The 18,345-nt window shown below is 61.9% G+C and carries 17 protein-coding genes and 1 pseudogene; 10 read left to right on the forward strand and 8 right to left on the reverse strand.

Annotated features, from left to right (window positions below; genetic code table 11):
* Positions 1-59: 59 nt before the first annotated feature.
* The 4 genes from MOD31_RS15975 to MOD31_RS15990 are packed head-to-tail and all read left to right on the forward strand — an operon-like array spanning position 60 to position 4,377.
* A complete protein-coding gene (locus tag MOD31_RS15975) occupies positions 60-1,559 on the forward strand; it encodes a CoA-acylating methylmalonate-semialdehyde dehydrogenase (protein WP_250821102.1) in 1,500 nt (499 codons plus the stop codon).
* The gene (locus MOD31_RS15980; protein WP_250821103.1) at positions 1,559-2,623 is read left to right on the forward strand and encodes an enoyl-CoA hydratase/isomerase family protein; all 1,065 of its coding nucleotides are present in this window, start codon (positions 1,559-1,561) and stop codon (positions 2,621-2,623) included. The genes MOD31_RS15975 and MOD31_RS15980 overlap by 1 nt, the downstream gene beginning before the upstream one ends.
* Before the next feature lie 11 nt (positions 2,624-2,634).
* The gene (gene mmsB, locus MOD31_RS15985; RefSeq protein WP_250821104.1) at positions 2,635-3,555 is read left to right on the forward strand and encodes a 3-hydroxyisobutyrate dehydrogenase; all 921 of its coding nucleotides are present in this window, start codon (positions 2,635-2,637) and stop codon (positions 3,553-3,555) included.
* Between the two features lie 42 nt (positions 3,556-3,597).
* Positions 3,598-4,377, forward strand: coding sequence for an enoyl-CoA hydratase (locus tag MOD31_RS15990; protein ID WP_142936886.1), 780 nt, complete (start codon positions 3,598-3,600; stop codon positions 4,375-4,377).
* 56 nt (positions 4,378-4,433) lie between these two features.
* Here the strand turns inward: MOD31_RS15990 and MOD31_RS15995 are convergent, their stop codons facing one another.
* The 4 genes from MOD31_RS15995 to MOD31_RS16010 all read right to left on the reverse strand — a co-directional run bounded on the left by MOD31_RS15995 (position 4,434) and on the right by MOD31_RS16010 (position 8,563).
* Positions 4,434-5,390, reverse strand: a complete 957-nt coding sequence (locus MOD31_RS15995) for a carbohydrate kinase (protein ID WP_250821105.1) — start codon at positions 5,388-5,390, stop codon at positions 4,434-4,436.
* A 139-nt stretch (positions 5,391-5,529) separates the two neighbouring features.
* Complete coding sequence (locus MOD31_RS16000) at positions 5,530-6,324, reverse strand: ATP-binding cassette domain-containing protein (protein ID WP_223941617.1); 795 nt, start codon at positions 6,322-6,324, stop codon at positions 5,530-5,532.
* Entirely contained in the window at positions 6,321-7,367 is a 1,047-nt protein-coding gene (locus MOD31_RS16005) for an ABC transporter permease (RefSeq protein ID WP_223941618.1), read from the reverse strand. Before MOD31_RS16005 ends, MOD31_RS16000 begins: the two co-directional genes overlap by 4 nt.
* A gap of 86 nt (positions 7,368-7,453) precedes the next feature.
* Positions 7,454-8,563 (reverse strand): substrate-binding domain-containing protein, encoded by a 1,110-nt coding sequence (locus tag MOD31_RS16010; protein WP_223941619.1) that lies wholly within the window; start codon positions 8,561-8,563, stop codon positions 7,454-7,456.
* A gap of 172 nt (positions 8,564-8,735) precedes the next feature.
* Here MOD31_RS16010 and MOD31_RS16015 point away from each other — a divergent pair, with 172 nt between their 5' ends.
* The gene (locus MOD31_RS16015) at positions 8,736-9,734 is read left to right on the forward strand and encodes a LacI family DNA-binding transcriptional regulator (protein ID WP_250821106.1); all 999 of its coding nucleotides are present in this window, start codon (positions 8,736-8,738) and stop codon (positions 9,732-9,734) included.
* A 50-nt stretch (positions 9,735-9,784) separates the two neighbouring features.
* Positions 9,785-10,078 carry a putative quinol monooxygenase gene (locus MOD31_RS16020; RefSeq protein WP_223941621.1) on the forward strand — a complete coding sequence of 98 codons (294 nt, stop codon included), beginning with the start codon at positions 9,785-9,787 and terminating at the stop codon, positions 10,076-10,078.
* Between the two features lie 69 nt (positions 10,079-10,147).
* On the opposite strand, the gene MOD31_RS16025 is transcribed toward MOD31_RS16020, so the two are convergent.
* Positions 10,148-12,775 (reverse strand): GH32 C-terminal domain-containing protein, encoded by a 2,628-nt coding sequence (locus tag MOD31_RS16025; RefSeq protein WP_250821107.1) that lies wholly within the window; start codon positions 12,773-12,775, stop codon positions 10,148-10,150.
* A gap of 62 nt (positions 12,776-12,837) precedes the next feature.
* On the opposite strand from MOD31_RS16025, the gene MOD31_RS16030 reads away from it, so the two are divergent.
* Entirely contained in the window at positions 12,838-13,194 is a 357-nt protein-coding gene (locus MOD31_RS16030) for a hypothetical protein (protein ID WP_250821108.1), read from the forward strand.
* Here MOD31_RS16030 and MOD31_RS16035 read toward each other — a convergent pair.
* Positions 13,191-13,856: a TenA family protein gene (locus MOD31_RS16035; protein WP_250821109.1), complete on the reverse strand. Its 666-nt coding sequence runs from the start codon at positions 13,854-13,856 to the stop codon at positions 13,191-13,193. The two genes, MOD31_RS16030 and MOD31_RS16035, sit on opposite strands and share 4 nt — an antisense overlap.
* A 106-nt stretch (positions 13,857-13,962) precedes the next feature.
* Here MOD31_RS16035 and MOD31_RS16040 point away from each other — a divergent pair, with 106 nt between their 5' ends.
* The gene (locus MOD31_RS16040; RefSeq protein WP_250821110.1) at positions 13,963-14,838 is read left to right on the forward strand and encodes a universal stress protein; all 876 of its coding nucleotides are present in this window, start codon (positions 13,963-13,965) and stop codon (positions 14,836-14,838) included.
* Positions 14,839-14,933: 95 nt separating this feature from the next.
* A complete protein-coding gene (locus MOD31_RS16045; protein WP_250821111.1) occupies positions 14,934-15,830 on the forward strand; it encodes a helix-turn-helix transcriptional regulator in 897 nt (298 codons plus the stop codon).
* Positions 15,831-15,872: 42 nt separating this feature from the next.
* Here MOD31_RS16045 and MOD31_RS16050 read toward each other — a convergent pair whose 3' ends face one another.
* A complete protein-coding gene (locus MOD31_RS16050) occupies positions 15,873-16,382 on the reverse strand; it encodes a cyclophilin-like fold protein (protein ID WP_250821112.1) in 510 nt (169 codons plus the stop codon).
* Positions 16,379-17,575, reverse strand: coding sequence for an MFS transporter (locus tag MOD31_RS16055; RefSeq protein ID WP_223941626.1), 1,197 nt, complete (start codon positions 17,573-17,575; stop codon positions 16,379-16,381). The genes MOD31_RS16050 and MOD31_RS16055 overlap by 4 nt, the downstream gene beginning before the upstream one ends.
* 146 nt (positions 17,576-17,721) lie before the next feature.
* On the opposite strand from MOD31_RS16055, the pseudogene MOD31_RS16060 reads away from it, so the two are divergent.
* Positions 17,722-18,345: pseudogene (locus tag MOD31_RS16060) on the forward strand (DUF222 domain-containing protein); the annotation flags it as partial.

The raw sequence follows: 18,345 nt of genomic DNA on the forward strand, positions 1-18,345 counted from the left end.
AACGGTCACAGCACCCGGCGGCACGGCAGTCATTCACCGATGCAAAGGAGCATTTCACCATGGTGCGCGAGCTTTCCCACTACGTAGACGGCCAGAGGATCGACGGCACGTCCGGCCGGTTCAGTGATGTCTACGATCCCTGCACGGGCGAAGTTCAGGCACGGCTTCCGCTGGCCAGCGCGGACGAGGTTCGCAACGCCGTCGCAAATGCAGAAAAGGGCCAGCTCGAATGGGCGGCCATGAACCCGCAACGCCGGGGACGCATCCTCCTGAAGTTCGTGAACCTGGTTAACCAGAACATGGACGAACTCGCCAAGCTCTTGTCCTCCGAGCACGGCAAGACCTTCGCGGACGCCAAGGGCGATATCCAGCGCGGCATCGAGGTAGTGGAGTTCTCCGCCGGGGCGCCGCACCTGCTCAAGGGCGAATTCTCGGACAACGCCGGGCAGGGGATCGATGTCCATTCGCTCCGCCAGCCGCTGGGCGTGGTAGCAGGCATCACTCCCTTCAACTTCCCGGCCATGATCCCGCTGTGGAAGTCCGGCCCGGCGCTCGCAGCCGGCAACGCGTTCATCCTCAAGCCCTCCGAGCGGGACCCGTCAGTTCCCCTGCGCCTTGCGGAACTGTACAGCGAGGCCGGCGTGCCCAACGGCGTCTTCAACGTGATCAACGGCGACAAGGAAGCCGTGGATGCGCTGCTGGAAGATCCGCGGGTCAAAGCCATTGGATTTGTGGGCTCCACGCCCATCGCCCAGTACATCTACGCAACTGCTGCAGCACACGGCAAGCGTGCGCAGTGCTTCGGCGGTGCGAAGAACCATATGGTGATCATGCCCGACGCCGATCTGGACATGGCAGCCGACGCCCTGATTGGTGCCGGGTACGGTTCCGCCGGCGAACGCTGCATGGCGATCTCCGTTGCCGTTCCAGTGGGGCAGGAAACCGCTGATGCGCTGGTGGCCAAGCTGACCGAACGCGTCAAGGACCTCAAAGTGGGCCACAGCCTGGACAAGGATTCGGACTTCGGCCCCGTGGTGGCTGCTTCTGCCAAGGAGAGGATCGAGGGTTACATCCAGTCCGGCGTGGACGAGGGCGCAACGCTGGTCACTGATGGTCGTGGCCTCTCCGTGGATGGATACGACGGCGGCTTCTGGGTGGGCCCCACCCTCTTCGACAATGTCACCAAGGACATGAAGATCTACAAGGAAGAGATCTTCGGGCCGGTCCTCAGTGTGCTGCGTGCGGCTGACTACGACGAAGCGCTCAGGCTCTGCAGTGAGCACGAGTTCGGCAACGGCGTCGCAATTTTCACCCGCGACGGCGACTCCGCCCGCGACTTCGCCAGCCGCGTTGAAGTGGGCATGGTGGGCATCAACGTGCCCATTCCCGTGCCGATCGCGTACTACACGTTCGGCGGCTGGAAGGCGTCCGGCTTTGGCGACCTCAACCAACACGGCGCCGATGCTTTCCGCTTCTACACCAAGACCAAAACCGTGACGTCGCGGTGGCCTTCCGGCATTCGCCAAGGTGCAAGCTTCGTGATGCCGGCTGGCAGCTGATGGGGGCTGAAGAGGTAGAGGAAGAAGTCCTGTTTGAGCGTCGCGGCCACCTCGGCATCGTGACCCTCAACCGCCCCAAGGCAGTCAATGCGTTGAACGCGGGAATGGTGAAAGCCATGCTCCGTCAGTTGACCGTTTGGGCTGACGACGACGCCGTTGCCACCGTTTTGGTGCGCGGCGCGGGCGACCGGGGGCTGTGTGCCGGTGGCGACATCGTGGCTATCTATAAAGACATGCTCCACGGTGGCTCCGAGACAGCCGAATTCTGGGCTGACGAATACCGGCTTAACGCGCTGATCTCGCACTATCCCAAGCCTTACGTCGCGTTCATGGACGGACTGGTGCTGGGCGGCGGGGTGGGCGTTTCGGCTCACGGTTCCGTCCGCATAGTTACTGAGCGGACGCGCACCGGCATGCCGGAAACCACCATCGGATTCGTTCCCGACGTCGGCGGCACCCTTCTTCTCTCACGCGCACCGGGGGAGGCGGGCACGCACGCAGCCCTCACCGGGGCGCACCTGTCTGGCGCGGACGCCCTGTTCCTGGGGCTCGCGGACCACTTCGTCCCGTCCGAAAGCCTCCCCGCGTTGGCGGAAGCGCTGGAAAGCTCGACGGCGGAGGCCGCCGTCGAGCACTTTGCCCAAGCGGCGCCGGACTCGGCACTTGCGGCACAGCGGGACTGGATTGACGCAGCCTATGCGCATGACGATGCGGAGGAGATCGTCCGAAGTCTGCGCACGGGCTCCGGTGAAGCCGTTGAGGCAGCCGAGACCATCGAGGCGAAGTCGCCCACATCGGTCAAAGTCACCTTGGAATCCCTGAGACGCGTCCGCGGGCTCTCTCTGGAGGAAGCCCTGGACCAGGAATACCGCGTGGGCTTGCGATGCCTGGCCGGGCCGGATTTCAGGGAGGGCATCCGCGCGCAAGTGGTGGACAAGGACCGCAACCCGCAATGGAAGCCGGCCACCCTGGCCGAAGTCCGGGAGTCCGACGTCGAGGGCTACTTTGCGCCGCTCGGCGAACGGGAGCTGGGGCTTTCAGCCAGTCCAGTCGAAGCGAATTGAAGGAGACGATCATGACAGAAAACGCAGCGGCAACGGGACTCATCGCCTTCCTTGGGCTGGGGCATATGGGTGGCCCCATGGCGGCTAACCTGATCAAGGCCGGGCACGATGTGATTGGCTACGACCCCGTTCCAGCGGCCGTAGAGGCTGCTTTGGCACACGGAATTCCCATGGCTTCCACGGCGCATGAGGCTGCGGCGGAGGCCGCAGTGGTGTTGACCATGCTGCCCAGCGGCAAGCACGTGCTGGACGCTTACCGCGGCGTGGACGGGCCGGGGCTGCTGTCCATCGCCAAACCGAACACGCTGTTCCTGGACTGTTCCACCATCAACGTAGATGAAGCCCGCGAGGCGGCCGCTCTTGCTGTGGATGCCGGTCACCGATCTGTGGACGCTCCCGTGTCCGGTGGTGTTGTGGGGGCTGAGGCCGGAACCTTGACCTTCATGGTGGGTGCCTTGCCGCAGGATTTCGAGACCGTGAAGCCCGTTCTGGAGCTCATGGGCAAGAGGATCGTTCACTGCGGTGATCATGGGGCCGGTCAGGCCGCGAAGGTTTGCAACAACATGATCCTGGGTGTGTCCATGATCGCCGTTGCCGAAGCGTTTGTTCTAGGTGAGAAGCTGGGGCTCACGCACCAGGCACTGTTCGACGTCGCATCCAACGCGTCCGGCCAATGCTGGGCGCTGACCACCAACTGCCCAGTTCCGGGTCCGGTTCCCACCAGCCCGGCTAACCGCGACTATCAGCCGGGCTTTGCCGGTGCGTTGATGGCCAAGGACCTGCGTCTGGCCCTGAACGCGCTGGAAAGCACAGGAGTTGCTGCGGAAATGGGTCCCCTGGCTTCGCGGATTTACGACGCTTTCGCCGCAGGAGAAGGCGCCGGGCGGGACTTCTCGGGGATCATCACGGAGATCCGCGATAAGTCGGTGTGAGAGATTGTCCGTGTACTTGAGCGTTTTTACGAGAGGGAAAGCATGACGGAGCAGTACCAGAACATTGTGGTGGAACGTCGGGGACGCGTGGGCTTGGTGACGTTGAACCGGCCTGAGGCGCTGAACGCGCTCAATACTGCACTCATGAACGAACTCGTGGACGCTGTTTCTTTGATGGACACTGATCCGGATGTTGGGGCTGTGGTGATCACGGGATCGGCCAAAGCATTTGCTGCCGGCGCCGACATCAAGGAAATGTCCTCCAACACCTACATGGACATGTACGCAGCGGACTGGTTCCGGCACTGGGAGGACCTCACCCGGCTGCGCATACCCGTAATCGCGGCAGTGTCCGGTTTTGCATTGGGCGGCGGCTGCGAACTGGCCATGATGGCCGACATCATCATTGCCGGCGACAACGCAAAGTTCGGCCAGCCCGAGATCAACCTCGGAGTGATTCCCGGAATGGGCGGTTCGCAACGGCTCACCCGCGCCGTGGGCAAAGCCAAGGCAATGGACATGATCCTGACCGGCCGGTTCATGGACGCCGAAGAAGCCGAACGCTCCGGCCTGGTGTCCCGTGTGGTTCCTGCCGCTGAGGTGGTTGATGAGGCCATCAAGGCCGCCGAGGTCATTGCCTCCAAGTCCAAGCCCGCCGCGATGGTGGCCAAGGAAGCCGTGAACGCAGCCTTCGAGATGGGCCTGTCACAGGGTGTGCTGTTTGAGCGCCGTGTGTTCCACTCCCTGTTCGCCACGGAGGACCAGAAGGAAGGCATGGCAGCGTTCAGCGAGAAGCGCCAGCCGGAGTTCAAGCACAGGTAGCTGGTTTCGCGAAAAACAGGCCTCCGTCGTGCTGTTCGTTCCCTTTGCCGGCCGAACTACACAGCGGCGAGAGGCGCCTGTTGGTGTTCGTCCAGCCGCGTTTGAAGCTCTGCCGAGGTGGGAGGGTTGGCACCGGGCCGACTGACGGTGATTGCGGCAGCAAGGGCTGCGGTCTGTCCAATCATCTCAAGGGCCGATGCCGCAAATGCGTTCTCACCCCTGGCCAGTAGTTCGAAGATGAGGGCGGCCATGTATGAGTCGCCGGCACCGATGGTGTCTGCAACGTTGGTCTTCGCTGAGGGGACGCTAAGGCGTGTACCGGGGATTGCAAGGAGCGCACCTTCGCCGCCCCGGGTGATAACTGCCAGCCGTGCTCCCTGTTTGAGGAGCCTGGATGCGACGTCGTCCGGCGACAACGTGGGATAAAGCCAATGAGCGTCTTCGTCACTGAGCTTGATGACGTCAGTGAGGGGAATCAGATCTTCGAAGATCTGCAATGCTTCGGCGTGGCTGCCAAGCAGGGCCGGGCGAATGTTGGGGTCGTAGGTAACCAGGCAGGAGTTGTGGCCTTGTTCGAGGAGGCTACGCACGGTGGCAGCTCCCGGTGCCAGGAACGTGGCGATGGATCCGGTGTGGAGGACTTTCGGGATCAAGGCCGGTGCTACGGGTGCGAGGTCCCAGCGGATGTCGAACTCGTAGCTGGCCGAACCGTCCGTGGCGAGTGTGGCGGTGGCGGTGGCGGTGCGCTCGAGGGACTTTGATCCTGGAAGCAGCCGGACGCCTGCGCTGTGAAGGTGAGCGGCGATGGAGGTGCCGTGTTCGTCGTCGCCGATTGCCGTGAGCAGCCCGGTGGGTACTCCCAGACGGCCCAAGCCGTAGGCCACGTTCGCAGGGGAACCGCCAGGGTAGCTGATGCTTCCTTCCCGGGTGTTCACAATGTCCACCAAGGCTTCGCCGATCACAAGAACGTCGAGTTGGTCGTGGGCGGAGCTGCCCGGGTGAAGGTTGTGCATCTTGGTACTTTCGTCAGGTTGCCGCCTATTTGTGTGGCTTTGTGCGGCGGCAGAGGTATGGGTCCGTCCGCGGACCTGTGGGCAGGTCCGCGGAGGGGGTTCGTGGGGTCCGAATGGAACGGTAGATCCGGCGCGGCCCTTAGGCTTTGGCCGCACCTGTCATGATGGCGACAGCATCGGTCATGGTGTGCGATTGCGGGGTGATAGTCGCCGCACATTTGCCCAAGCGCTGGATGTGGATGCGGTCTGCGACGTCAAATACGTGCGGCATGTTGTGGCTGATCAGGATCACCGGCAGGCCTCGGTCGCGGAGGTCCCGGACCAGCTGAAGTACCTGGTTGGACTCGCGTACTCCCAAAGCGGCTGTTGGTTCGTCGAGAACCACCACCTTGGAACCGAAAGCCGCTGCACGGGCCACCGCGACGGCTTGGCGCTGGCCGCCGGAGAGATTCTCCACCGGCACGGTGACGTCCTGGAGCGTGGAGATGCCCAGCCTGCTCAGCTCTTCCTTGGCTTTCCTGCGCATGCCTTTGGTGTCGAGCATTCTGAAAAGGCTTCCCAAAGGTCCGGGGAGACGCTCTTCGCGGCCGAGGAACAGGTTGGAGGCAACATCCAGGGCCGGCGAAACGGCAAGGTTCTGGTAGACGGTTTCTATGCCGTGGACGCGGGCGTCCTGCGGCCGTTTGAAGTGCACCTGCTGTCCGGAGACGAAGAGTTCGCCGGTGTCGGGAATTTCAGCACCGGTGAGGCATTTGATAAGCGTGGACTTACCGGCGCCGTTGTCGCCGATGACAGCCAGAACCTCGCCGGGGTAGAGGTCCAGGCTGACGCCGTCTAGACCAACAACGCGGCCAAAGGTCTTTACGAGGTTCCTGGCTTTAAGGATGGGCTCGCGGGTTTCGGTTCCGGGGGCTTCAAATTCTGTGGTGGTCATGACTTGACCTTTCGGATCCATTGATCGACGGACACGGCAATGATGATCAGGATGCCTACGGCGAGGGTCTGATAGAGCACGTCCAAGCCGGCGAGCGAGAGACCGTTGCGGAAGACACCAACAATCAGTGCTCCGAGCAGCGAACCCCAGATCGAGCCACGGCCGCCGAAGAGGCTGGTGCCGCCAATCACGACGGCGGTGATGGAGTCCAGGTTCAAATCGACACCGGCGTTGGGGCTGGCGGCGTTGGTGCGGCCGATCTGGATCCACGCACCGATGGCGAGGACGGCACCGGCGGCAAGATAGACGCTCATCAGGACACGGTTGACGGGAATACCGGCAAGTCTGGCAGCTTCCTTGTCATCTCCCACAGCGTAGACGTGCCGTCCCCAAGCGGTCTTGCCCAGAATGTAGGCCATGGCAACGTAGAGGAGGAGCATCATGACCACGCCGGTGGAGATCCGGACGGGTCCGATCGGGAAGGTGCTGCCAAGCCATGTGAGCATGTCCGGCATAGCGGAGCCACGCACGGTGCTTCCGCCGGAGTACAAGAGCGTCAGGGCGATGAAAATGTTCAGGGTTCCCAGTGTGACGATGAACGGTGGGAGCCGGAATCTTGTGACGAGGAAGCCGTTCAGAGCACCGGATCCCAATCCGACAGCGAGACCGGCAATCAGCGCGATCGGCCCTGGAATTCCGTTGCTGACCGCGAGCTGCGCGATCACCATTGAGGACAGGATCATCACTGCACCGACGGACAGGTCAATTCCGGCGGTCAGGATGATCAGGGTCTGGGCGATTGCCAGGGTGCCCACCACGGCCACCTGCTGGGTAATCAGAGACAGATTCTCAACGCGCAGAAACCGATCGTTGAGGAGTCCGAAGACCACCACTGCGATCAGCAGGACGATGGCCGGGCTGAGGGCTGGGTATCGGTGGAGAATATTGCGGATTCTGCTGAGGGGAGTCTGGCGGTCGAGGAATTCCTCGGCCAGGTCAGCATGCGCGGCGCTCGGGGGGCCGGCGGTCTGTTGCTGGGTCACTTAGATTGCTCCTGAACTTCCATGTTCTGTAACTGCTGGGCGCGGGGAGACGCTGCTTGGCTCGTCTCCCCGCGTTCGGTGAGGTCCTATTTGCCCCAGCAGACCTGGGATGCTTCGGTGGTGGTGATGCTCTTTACGCCGTCAGCGGGCTTGTCAGTGACGAGCTCCACGCCGGTGTTGAAGAAGTCCAGGCCCTCGGAGTTGGCGGGCTTTTTGCCGGTCTTTGCCAGGTCAACAATGGCCTTTACGCCCATCTCAGCCATTTTGACCGGGTACTGCTGTGCCGTTGCGCCGATGACACCGGACTTGACGTTGTTCACGCCTGTGCAGCCGCCGTCGACGGAGACGATCAGGACGTCCTTTTCCTTGCCTGCGGACTTCAGAGCTTCGAAGGCACCTGCGGCTGCGGGCTCGTTGATGGTGTAGACAACGTTGACATTAGGGTTCTTGGCCAGAAGTGTCTCCATAGCGGTTCGTCCACCATCTTCAGCGCCCTGGGAAGCCTGGCTGCCGACAATTTCGTAGTCGCCGCCCTTGCCGCCGGTGTAGGTTCCCGACTTGGCCTCGTCGCCGTTCTTCTTCTTGTCCGCGGTATCGATGCCGAGGCCGGTCAGGAAGCCTTGGTCGCGGTTGTAGTCCACCGAGACAACCTTGTCGTCAAAGAGGTCGATGAGGGCGATGACGGCCTTCTTGCCCGCCAGTTGCTGGGCTGTCCACTTGCCGATCAGTTCGCCGGCATTGAAGTTGTCGGTAGCGAACGTGATGTCAGCTGCATCAGCCGGGTCCGGCGGTGTGTCCAGGGCAATGACAAACAACCCGGCATCCTTGGCCTTCTTCAGGGCGTCCACCACTGAGGGACCGTTGGGGGTGATCAGAATGCCTTTGTCGCCCTTGGAGATTGCGTTTTCAATGGCCTGGATCTGGGTGTCCTCGTCGCCGTCGGCCTTGCCGGCCGCAAGCTTCAGATCGACGCCGTCCGCTTCGGCGGCCTTCTTCGCGCCATCCTGCATGGAGACGAAGAACGGGTTGGAGGTGGTCTTGACGATCAGCGAAACACCGATCTTCTCTTCAGCACCGCTGGATGAAGGGGAGGAGCTGCCTCCGCAGGCTGTCAGGCTAAGTGCGCCGAGGGTGAGGACTGCACCGGCGGCAAGAATGCGGGTCCGGGTGGACCGCGTGACTTTGGAACTCAACATTGAAACTCCTGTTTTTGTGGCTGTTGGCGGTGCATTTCTGCGACTGACAACGTTGTCAGGTAACATGTAAGCAAGCTCACACGATAGAGTCAAGTACTAATTCGAGTTGAGGAGCAGCAAGTTGACAACGATGTCTAATCGTTACCAGTCCGAGCCCCGTAAGCGCCCGACAATGAAAAACGTGGCTGATCTTGCAGGGGTTGGGATTAAAACAGTCTCTCGAGTGGTAAACGACGAGCCGGGGGTTTCCGAGGCCACCCGGCAACGGGTAATGCGGGCTACGGAACAACTGCAGTACCAACTGGACATCACAGCGGGCAGCCTGAAGCGTTCCGGACGCAAAACCCAGTCCATCGGCTTGCTGCTCCCGAGCGTATCCAACCCGTTCAGCGGGGAGATCCACAGAGCCATGGAAGATGCCTTGGCCGTTCGTGGAATTGCGGTCTTCGCGGCAAGCCTGGATGACGATCCCGACAGGGAGCGGAAGCTCATTTCAGCTTTCCTTGGGCGCCGCGTGGACGGCCTTGTGCTGACGACCATCGCCAAGAGCCAGGCTTACATGATTCCGGAGCACTCCCGCGATCTGCCGCTGGTGTTCATTGACCGTGAGCCTGCGGGTATTGAGGCTGACGCGGTGGTCACTGACAACGAAGTTGGCGCGGCACGGGCAGCGGCCCACCTCATTGAGCATGGACACACCCGCCTGGCTTACCTTGGTGACCGCACTGATATCCAGACTGCCGCAAGACGCCGGGCAGGGTTCCTGGACGGCATTGGACGGGCAGGCATTTCCACCTCTGATGTCGCCATCCGTGAGAACCTGCACGATGAGGAAACCGCAGCTCGGGCGGCTCACGAACTGCTCACCTCAGAGAACCCGCCAACGGCAATCTTTTCCAGTCAAAACCTCGTGACGTTTGGCGCCATGCGTGCCCTGAAAGCCCTCGGCCTCCATCAAAAGATCGCCCTCATTGGGTTCGATGATTTCACTCTGGCGGACATGATGGCCCCCGGGATCACGGTGATCGCCCAGCACCCTGAACGCATCGGCAAGCTGGCGGCTGAGCGGATCCTTGCAAGGATCGACGGCGACGATAACCCCGCCCGAACCTATGTCATCCCAACCGAACTTATCCAGCGGGGTTCCGGCGAAATCCGGCCCTCCAGCTAATCCGTACAAACAGCAGTGCAACCCGAAACCAACTGAGCAAAGGACTGGCCTTGAGCAAAACACTGTATGCAGAGTTCACCGTCAAAGAAGGCAGCGAAACCCGCGTCGCGGAAATGATGGCAACCCTTACCGAGCACGTCCGTAACGAACCGGGGAACGTAATGTTCCTGCCCTATACGCGGGAAAGTAACCCCCGTGAGTACTTCGTCTTCGAGGTATACCGGGACGAGCAGGCTTTTCAGGATCACATCGGCGCAGACTACGGCCGGGAGTTCAACGCCGAACTTGCCGATCACATTGAAGGCGATGGTTCAGTCCTGACCTGGCTGAAACCATTGATGTAACCACGCACTAAAACCCCAGGGACGGCGGCCGGCGAAAGCCGGCCGCCGTCCCTGTTAGTCAATGGTTGCCTACTTCTTCCCGGGAAGGAACATCGATCCTTCCATGGGGGTTACTGTGAGGGACTTCAGTTGCGCGGTTCCACCCTCCGCGAAGAGGGCGATCTTGTCAGCGCCGGCATTGGGGAATACCTGATCCGTGATAGTCCGGAGACCGTCGGCGGTGAATACTTCCACTGATGAGCGGTCCACATACACCTGCAAGGTCACATTGCCCTTTTTGTCCAGGGTAACCGGGGCGTCCTCAACGGAGGCGAATGCCGGGTGGAACGTGGTGTTACCGGAGTTTGTGCGGTCAACGAAGACCTTGCCTGTGGTGGAGTCATAGCCAATGACGGTGGAAGAGTTGCCGTCGCCCAGTACGGTGATGCCTGATTTTGTCGCCGTGCCGGGTGCGAACGTGATATCCACTCGCTGGACCTGCCCTGAAGCAGCCGCGGGCAGCGGTGTTGTTCCAGCCTTGATAATGCCGCCCTTCTTGTCCGTGTAGCTGGGCTTCTTGGCGAGCTTGTCCACTTGCTTGACCACGCTTTGGGCAAGGCGAGGTCCGTCCGGAGTCTGCGTCAGCTTCACCTCGCGGGGCAGGGACATGGCGCTGCGCCAAGGGCTGGTGGGGATGTTGTTGGCGTAGTCCCAGTTGTTCATCCAACCCAGCATGACCCGCTTGTTATCGGGCATGTTCGCAAACGAAACGGCCGCGTAGTAATCGCGTCCATAGTCCAGCCAGTCATAGGCCTCCAGCCGGGACTGTGCTGCCGTGGCGCTCGCCGTGAACTCATCTGCGAGGATGTGTCCCCAGCCGAATCTGTTGTTATCGACAACCTTGATGTGTGCCTGCTGGCCAACGAATTCCTTGACGTCCCAGGAGGTCCAATCCAGAGTTTCACTGTCGTTGCCGGTGGCTGTGCGGACCACTTTCCCGTTGACCACCAAGTTCACCGTTTCTTCATCGGACCTGGGGACGGCGGCTGTATCAGTGAGCATGACGTGATCGAGCGTGAGGTGGCCCCACCCGCCCGTGGCTTCGTCAACGATCCGCAACTGTGCGTTCTGTCCCGCGAACTCCGAGACATCCCAGCCCTTCCAGTTCAACAAGCCGGCGTTGTCACCGGCCAGCGAGCGGACCACGTTGCCGTTGACAAGCAACTGGACGGCCAAGGTCTGGCCGGAGTCCGCTGCGCGGTTGCCGCCGCCCACCAGCATGGACATGAAGTTCTTTGTGATCGGGAACCCCGGGGAAGTCAGGGTGCCCTGGCGGTCATCGCCGGGCACGGTGCCGGTTTCAAAGGTGTTGATGCGTTTGGCACCAATGTAGAAGTCCCCACCGCTGGTAGCCGGCTGGTAATTGGGGGTCAGGTCTCCTGTCCCTGTCCAGCCTGCATTGGCCAATGATGTGCCTTCCGGAACTTCGAAGCCGTCAAACTTCAGCTCGCCCGGAGGCGGGGTGTTGTCCAGCTTGTCAGAGACGCGGGGGTGCTTGCCGCCGCCGACGAGGAAATTCAGGTAGTCGTCAGTCACAGTAAAGGTTGGCGACTGCATGGAACCCAGCGGCCAGTCGCCGTCGTTGAATGAATTGATCAGTCCTGGTCCGCCGAATCCGGCGACGGGACTCTGACCGGGCAGGGAGCCGGCGGCCGGGGTGTCGCCGAACGGACCATTTTTCCAGTTTCCTGGTTCGTTGTTCACGGCCCAGCCGTTATAGCTGCCGTCGTTGAAGCCTGCCAGGACAGTGCCGGCCGGCGCTTGGGCTGCTGGTTCGGTGGTTTCCGAGGTGAAAGTGGTGCCGTCGAAGTCACCCACGAAGTACTGTCCGGCCGAGCCCCCCGCGACGCCGCCGGGGTTGATATTGACTACCATGACCCACTTGACGTTGTTCTTGTCTCCATCCACTGCGAGGGGAAACAAGTCAGGACATTCCCACTGGCCGCCGGTCGCGTTGGCGGGTCCGAATTCGCTCAGGGCAGTCCAATCCTTAAGGTTGCTGGACTTGTACAGGAGAACCTTGTGATCCTGGGACTCCACTGCGGTCATGACCCAGTAACCACCGCCAGCCGGGTTGTCGTACCAGAAGACCTTTGGGTCCCGGAAGTTGGCTGAATCGCGGTTCAGCACAGGGTTTCCTGAGTATTTGGTCCAGGTCTTTCCGTCGTCCAAGCTGTACGCCAAGGACTGTGCCTGCAGGCCCCGGTACGGGGATGGTTCCTTGTAGGCGCTGGTGTAGATGGCCACCAGCGGCGGATTTTCCTTGGTTCCGAAGCCTGTGGTGTTGTCCTTATCAACCACAATGCTGCCGGAGAACACATCTTCCTGCGCATCGGTGGACAGGGCCAACGGCTGCTCTTGCCAATGGACCAAGTCCTTGGACGTTGCATGACCCCAGGACATGTTTCCCCATGTGTTGCCGGAGGGATTGTGCTGGTAGAACAGGTGGTAGACGCCCTTATGGAAGACCATCCCGTTGGGATCGTTCATCCAATTCTTTGCTGGCGTGTAATGGTAGGCAGGTCGAAAGTCCTCGCTTCCTACCTCCGGCGCAGCAGAGGCCGGCGCAATGCCGGCCATGATTCCCGAAAGTGTCAGGCCAGCCAGCGTCAACGCAGACGTCGCCGCCCGCATCCTGTTCATAGTGGATTTCGTCATTGTTCTCCTCGTTCGCACTTCATTGCGCGTGCCCATCCCCATTTAGACAACGTTGTCAGTGGTTGAAAAGCTACGATAAGTCCAGTGGACAAGTCAACGGTTTTAGCGACGCCCTTGAACTCAATTCCGCGAGCTCGGCTGAATGGACATCGTTGTCTTCGCGCCGCCTGAAGGCAGCCCTTTGGGGTGACTTCCCGCCGTCGAACCTTGAGTCCGGCGACGCGATAGAGGCGATCCGTCGCATCAAGCGGCAGTCCGCGAAGGACGCCGTCCGGCTGGTAGTGACGCTCGGAGGCCAAGGCTCAGGCAGGGGCGTGTTCCCGGCAGGACACAACCCCGCACTGCTGAAACTGCAGGAAGTGAACAGCTACGACCAAGGCTTGGTGGAGCTGAGCTACACAGTCCGGAAACGCCCCTAAACCGAAGCGCCCGCGGGCACCAAGGCAGCGTCAAAGAAAGCCCGCTCCAGCCGCACGGCCTCCGCGAAGGTTGCGGCAACTCCCTGTCGTTCCGCGGCGTCAACAGGCTCGACGGCGTCAAACTCGTCGCGTAGCCACGTCACCCACGCGTTGTACTCGGGGTTGTTGTGGAGACGGATCCACTCGGAATGCTTAGCGTGCGCCGGCCAGCTGGCGGGATCGCCAGCGCGGGCAGCCCAGTCTCCGTAGAGCCACTCGGCAACCAGCAGCACTGCCAGGACTTTCGGGTAGGAACGGGTAGCGAGGGCGCTCCGCATCAGGTGGTCGAAGTTGCTGGTTGCTGGTCCCAGCGCGGGTGCGGTTCGGTCCGCCTCCGGAACATCGAGATCGTTGAAGCAATCCTGGAAGTACGTATTCTCGTCCGAAGCGAAAGCCCCAAGAACCGCGGCAAACACCAGACGCGAAGGCAGCGAAGGCGCCGATGCGACGGCTTGCCCGAGGAGTGCTGTGAAGGCATCGCAGAACTGGTAATCCTGAACAAGGTAGCGGCGCAGGTGGTCATCGGAAAGGGACCCGTCCAGCAGCTGGTCCACAAAAGGATGGTTGACGCCGGCGTCCCAATCCTCGGCGCACTGGTTCTTGAGTTCTTCGGCAAAGCCCACGGTGTTTCCTCCTGAGGTGTCAGCATCGGAGCCTAGCAGCGTATTGCGCCCTACCGGCGGGGGTTACGCTCTGGTGCCGGTCCCGGCGCCAGCGTAGGCTCTGGCCATGACGAACGAGCACGCTTCGAAGACGATCGTGGTTGGCTATGACGGATCCGAAGAATCACACCGGGCCGTCCAATGGGCCGCACATCACGCCATCCTGCGGAACTGCTCCCTGCACGTTGTGCACTGTTCCCTGTGGGTCTTGCTATCCCAAAACAGGGGCCCCGTTCCTGGCATCGCCGATAGTGGTTTGGAACGGGCCGCCCAGAAAGTTCTCGAAGAAGGGACGGCGCTCGCAAAGGAGGCCGTGCCCGATCTGGAGGTCCACGCCACTTTGCTTCACGGAATGCCGCGCGATCATCTGGCGCACGTTTCGGCCGGCGCGGAGATGTTGGTCCTTGGAAGCCGCGGCCTTGGTGGGTTCATGGGCTTGCTGGTGGGGTCCGTGAGTTTGGAGATGGCAGCAACCGCGGAGTGCCCGGTGGCAGTGATCCGTGCCGATGACCACCCGGAGGGTCCAGTGCTGCTGGCTGTTGATGACTCGGGATCACCGGCAGCCCTGGACGACGCCTGCCTTTTCGCGGCCGCAACGGGTGCCGAGCTCAGGATCATCCACGTCCTGCACGAACCCGAAGGATACCGGCGGTTGCGAGAGCCGGTGGAAGCCTATCCCGAGGCCGAAGCGATGCTCGATGCCGTGCTGAGCCGGGCCCGCCACAAGGCTCCCGGGAGCACGGTGAGCGGAGAGCTGCTGGTGGATGCTTCATTCTCCCGTGCCGTGGTCAAGGCCTCACAAGCGGCACGCATCACAGTGGTGGGGACCAAAGGACATGGACTGATCAAGGGCACCATAGGTTCAACGGCACACGCAGTGCTCCACCACGCCCATAGTCCCGTGTTGATTTCCCGTCGCAAGGCAGGCTCCGAAGCTGCTTAGGGCTCAGTCTTCCCTGGAGACCGCAGAGCTGGTTGGTCGTCGGAGGCCCTCACAGGGACTCCCTCCGGCGATGAACCGGATCTATGGTGGAGGGCATGGACAATCGGGCGGAAGTTCGCGAATTTTTGATCTCCCGGCGTGCCCACGTGGCCCCGGAGCAGGTGGGGCTGCCCGCGGGATCCAACCGGCGGGTTAAGGGTCTTCGCCGCAGCGAAGTGGCCACCCTTGCCGGCTTGAGCGTTGAGTACTACACCCGCTTGGAACGCGGCGCCATTAGCGGCGCCTCCCCGCAGGTTCTTGAGAGCATCGCCCGCGCGCTGAACCTCGATGATGCTGAGCGCGCGCATCTGTTTGATCTCGCGCACGCAGCCAGCCCTGTTGCCCGGCCTCCGCGGCGCCGTAACTCGAAATCCTATGTGCCTCACCAGAGCCTGCAGTGGGCGTTGGATGCTGTCACGGCCGGACCCGCGTTTGTCCGGAACGGCCGGATGGACCTCTTGGCCGTGAACCCCTTGGCCAAGGCGTTTTACAAGGACTGTTACGACATGCCGGGCCAGGCGCCCAACATCGCCAGGTTCACGTTCCTGGACCAGCGCGCCCACGAGTTCTACCCGGACTGGGACGCTTTTGCGGAGACAACGGTTTCCATTCTCCGCACGGAGGCCGGACGGGACCCGCATAACAAAGAATTGCACGATCTCATTGGCGAGCTCAGCACCCGCAGCGAGGAATTCCGCACTCGCTGGGGAGCGCACAACGTACGGCACCACGGCACAGGGTTCAAGACGTTCAATCATCCGGTGGTGGGCGAAATGACGCTCGCTTTTGAGGGCTTGGAAATGGCCGCAGAACCAGGATTGACCCTGACCATTTACGCAGCGGAACCCGGGTCGCCGTCGGCCGAGCGCCTCCAACTGTTGGCCTCCTGGGCGGCGAGCGAATACGCCCAAGGCGTTCGCCCGGCGTCGGAGAAGACCCGAACGGACAGCTGACCGCCGGCGGTGCTGCCGCGCGCTACCGCCGATGGCAGACGGTCAGCGATTGACTTCTACGCGGACTTCCTGGCCTTCGAAGCGCGCAAGCTCTTCCCGGGTGGCTTTGGATCGTCCCAAATGAATGGTTTGGTCTGAGTATTCGATGCCTGACGCGTTGTAGTAAAAACCGAGGTTTCCCCAGGGGACGTAGTAGATCAGGTCACCGTCCTCGGGGTCGGACCCAGGTGACTCTTCATAGTGGAGGGGCCTGGGCAGGTCCGCGATCTTCTCCCGGCCGGCGAACTCTTCCATGCTGAGGGTGAGCGGCAGCATGCTCAGGAAGTCCCGGGTGGCGGGATTATCCTCCCCAATGGTGACGTCCAGTGACGCCGAACCGGCGCTGAAGTGCACCACGGTACCTACTACGTTGTGGGCGGCGGAGGTGGTTGCCTCACTGGGTTTTGAGGTCCCTCTGGCCGAACCCGGTGTCGTCTCCACGGCGGGGGATGGGCTGCAGCTGACTAGTGCCAACGCCACCAGCAGCAGTATTCCGGCGGTGGGGTGCTTCATGACTGGGAACCTTCCTTCCGGTCCTTGAGCATCAATAGCGTAAGTGGGACGAAGTAGAGCGCGGCGATTCCTGTTCCCACCAGCACGGGGCCTGTGGCACCAAGTGCGGATTCCAAGGCGTAACCGGCCATCCACGATCCCACGGCTGTGCCGAGGTTGAACGCTGAGGTGCTGAGAGCTGAGGCCAGCGTGGGTGCGTGCCCCGCGTAACCTACGGCTTTGCCGATCAGAATCGGATTGGTGGCCATGCCGAAGAGCCCCAGCAGGAAGATCAGGACCACTGTCACCACGGCGTTATGGGAGAGGAAGGAAAGGGCACCCAACACCAGGAAGGTCATACCTGCCGCGACGAACAGCGCCGGATAGGGGCGGTGAGAGCCGAAATGACCTCCCAGATTGGAGCCAATGAAGGCTCCCACACCGTACGCCACCAGAACCAGCGGCACCACCGAGGCGGCCATTCCGGTGTTCTCAGTAAGCAGTGGCGAAATGAAGCTGTAGGCAGCCAGGGACGAGCCGCAAACGATCGCGCAGCCGGCCAGGACAAGCCAAACCCTCGTGTCGCGCATGCTGGCGAGCTCAGCGCGAACGGACGGTATGGGCCCGGATTCCGGCCCCACCGGGACTAGCCGGTACACCACAACAGCCCCCGCCAGCGCAAGAAGTGCCAGACCCCAGAAAGGGCCTCGCCAGCCAATCACCTGACCTGCGAAAGCACCCAGCGGTACGCCAACAACATTTGCCAGCATCCCACCGCCCAACACCACGCCCAACGCCCGGGATGCCGACGCCGCACCTGCGGCTTTTGCACCTACGACGGCGGCTACCGCCCAGAAAGCGCCCGTCGCCAAAGCCGTGAGGAAACGTGCGCCAAGAATGAGTGTGAAGTCAGACGTGAGCGCCACCACGACGTGGCCAGCCGCAAAGACCAGCAGTGCAAGGCTTAGCGTCAGGCGTCGTGGCAGCTTAAGCGTAAGGATTGACATGGTGGGCGTTCCAACGATCATGCCTACGGCGAAGACCGTGATCATGAGGCCGGCGTTGGCTACGGACACCCCAAGGTCGCCCGCAATCTCAGGCAGGATCCCCGCCACAATGAACTCGGTGGTTCCCATCAGGAACACACCCGCAGCCAGAACGTACGTCACCAGTGGCAGACGCCGGGTCTTGACGGTGGAAATGGTGGTGGTCATGACTTCAGAACATCAGGTCTACGGGGTGTTAGGGAGTCCCGCTTAAGGGAGGTCCTCTGAGGGACTCCCTCGGTGAGCTGCCCCAACTGGGGCGCCCGGGCGATCAACGACGTTATATTGTCGGTGCCTCCTGACATGGTTGGTTCATGGAACAGGTTCAGGAGAGTCGAGTGGGTACGGCGGTATCCGATGCCCTTGTTCCTGCCTCCCCTGCGAACGTTCAGCTCGCGGCTCCGTCCAGCACCGTCAGCAGTGATCTGATCGAGCAGTTGCGGGTGTTGGAGGAGATGAAGTCGGCTATTACGGCTTTGCAGGCGAGGGTTGCGGTGGCTTTTGATCTGGCTCAGCGTGCTGAGCAGGCCGAGGCTGGTGTTCCTGCGTCCGAGCGTGGTCAGGGGGTGGGGGCTCAGGTGGCGTTGGCGAGGCGGGAGTCCCCGAACCGGGGGTCGCGTTTGCTGGGTTTTGCGAAGGCGTTGGTGTTGGAGATGCCGCGGACGTTGGCGGCTCTGCGGTCGGGGCAGTTGAATGAGTGGCGGGCCACGCTGCTGGTGAAGGAGACAGCGTGCCTCTCCGTTGAGGATCGGTGTGCGGTGGATGAGGAACTCGCCGCCGATACCGGGACTTTTGATGGCAAGGGTGACAGGGCGATTGTTGCGGCGGTGAAGGCTGCTGCGTATCGGCGGGATCCGCGGTCGGTGGTGGGTCGTGCCAGTCGTGCCGCTGCTGAGCGGATGGTGAGTTTGCGTCCGGCGCCGGACACCATGACGTAC

Origin of the sequence: Paenarthrobacter sp. TYUT067, assembly GCF_023656375.1 — a bacterium.
GTDB lineage: Bacteria > Actinomycetota > Actinomycetes > Actinomycetales > Micrococcaceae > Arthrobacter.

Coding starts and splice junctions, on each gene's coding strand:
- MOD31_RS15975 (WP_250821102.1), top strand. CDS start 60: ATGGTGCGCGAGCTTTCCCACTACGTAGACGGCCAGAGGATCGACGGC.
- MOD31_RS15980 (WP_250821103.1), top strand. CDS start 1,559: ATGGGGGCTGAAGAGGTAGAGGAAGAAGTCCTGTTTGAGCGTCGCGGC.
- mmsB (WP_250821104.1), top strand. CDS start 2,635: ATGACAGAAAACGCAGCGGCAACGGGACTCATCGCCTTCCTTGGGCTG.
- MOD31_RS15990 (WP_142936886.1), top strand. CDS start 3,598: ATGACGGAGCAGTACCAGAACATTGTGGTGGAACGTCGGGGACGCGTG.
- MOD31_RS15995 (WP_250821105.1), bottom strand. CDS start 5,390: ATGCACAACCTTCACCCGGGCAGCTCCGCCCACGACCAACTCGACGTT.
- MOD31_RS16000 (WP_223941617.1), bottom strand. CDS start 6,324: ATGACCACCACAGAATTTGAAGCCCCCGGAACCGAAACCCGCGAGCCC.
- MOD31_RS16010 (WP_223941619.1), bottom strand. CDS start 8,563: ATGTTGAGTTCCAAAGTCACGCGGTCCACCCGGACCCGCATTCTTGCC.
- MOD31_RS16015 (WP_250821106.1), top strand. CDS start 8,736: ATGAAAAACGTGGCTGATCTTGCAGGGGTTGGGATTAAAACAGTCTCT.
- MOD31_RS16025 (WP_250821107.1), bottom strand. CDS start 12,775: ATGACGAAATCCACTATGAACAGGATGCGGGCGGCGACGTCTGCGTTG.
- MOD31_RS16040 (WP_250821110.1), top strand. CDS start 13,963: ATGACGAACGAGCACGCTTCGAAGACGATCGTGGTTGGCTATGACGGA.
- MOD31_RS16045 (WP_250821111.1), top strand. CDS start 14,934: ATGGACAATCGGGCGGAAGTTCGCGAATTTTTGATCTCCCGGCGTGCC.
- MOD31_RS16050 (WP_250821112.1), bottom strand. CDS start 16,382: ATGAAGCACCCCACCGCCGGAATACTGCTGCTGGTGGCGTTGGCACTA.
- MOD31_RS16055 (WP_223941626.1), bottom strand. CDS start 17,575: ATGACCACCACCATTTCCACCGTCAAGACCCGGCGTCTGCCACTGGTG.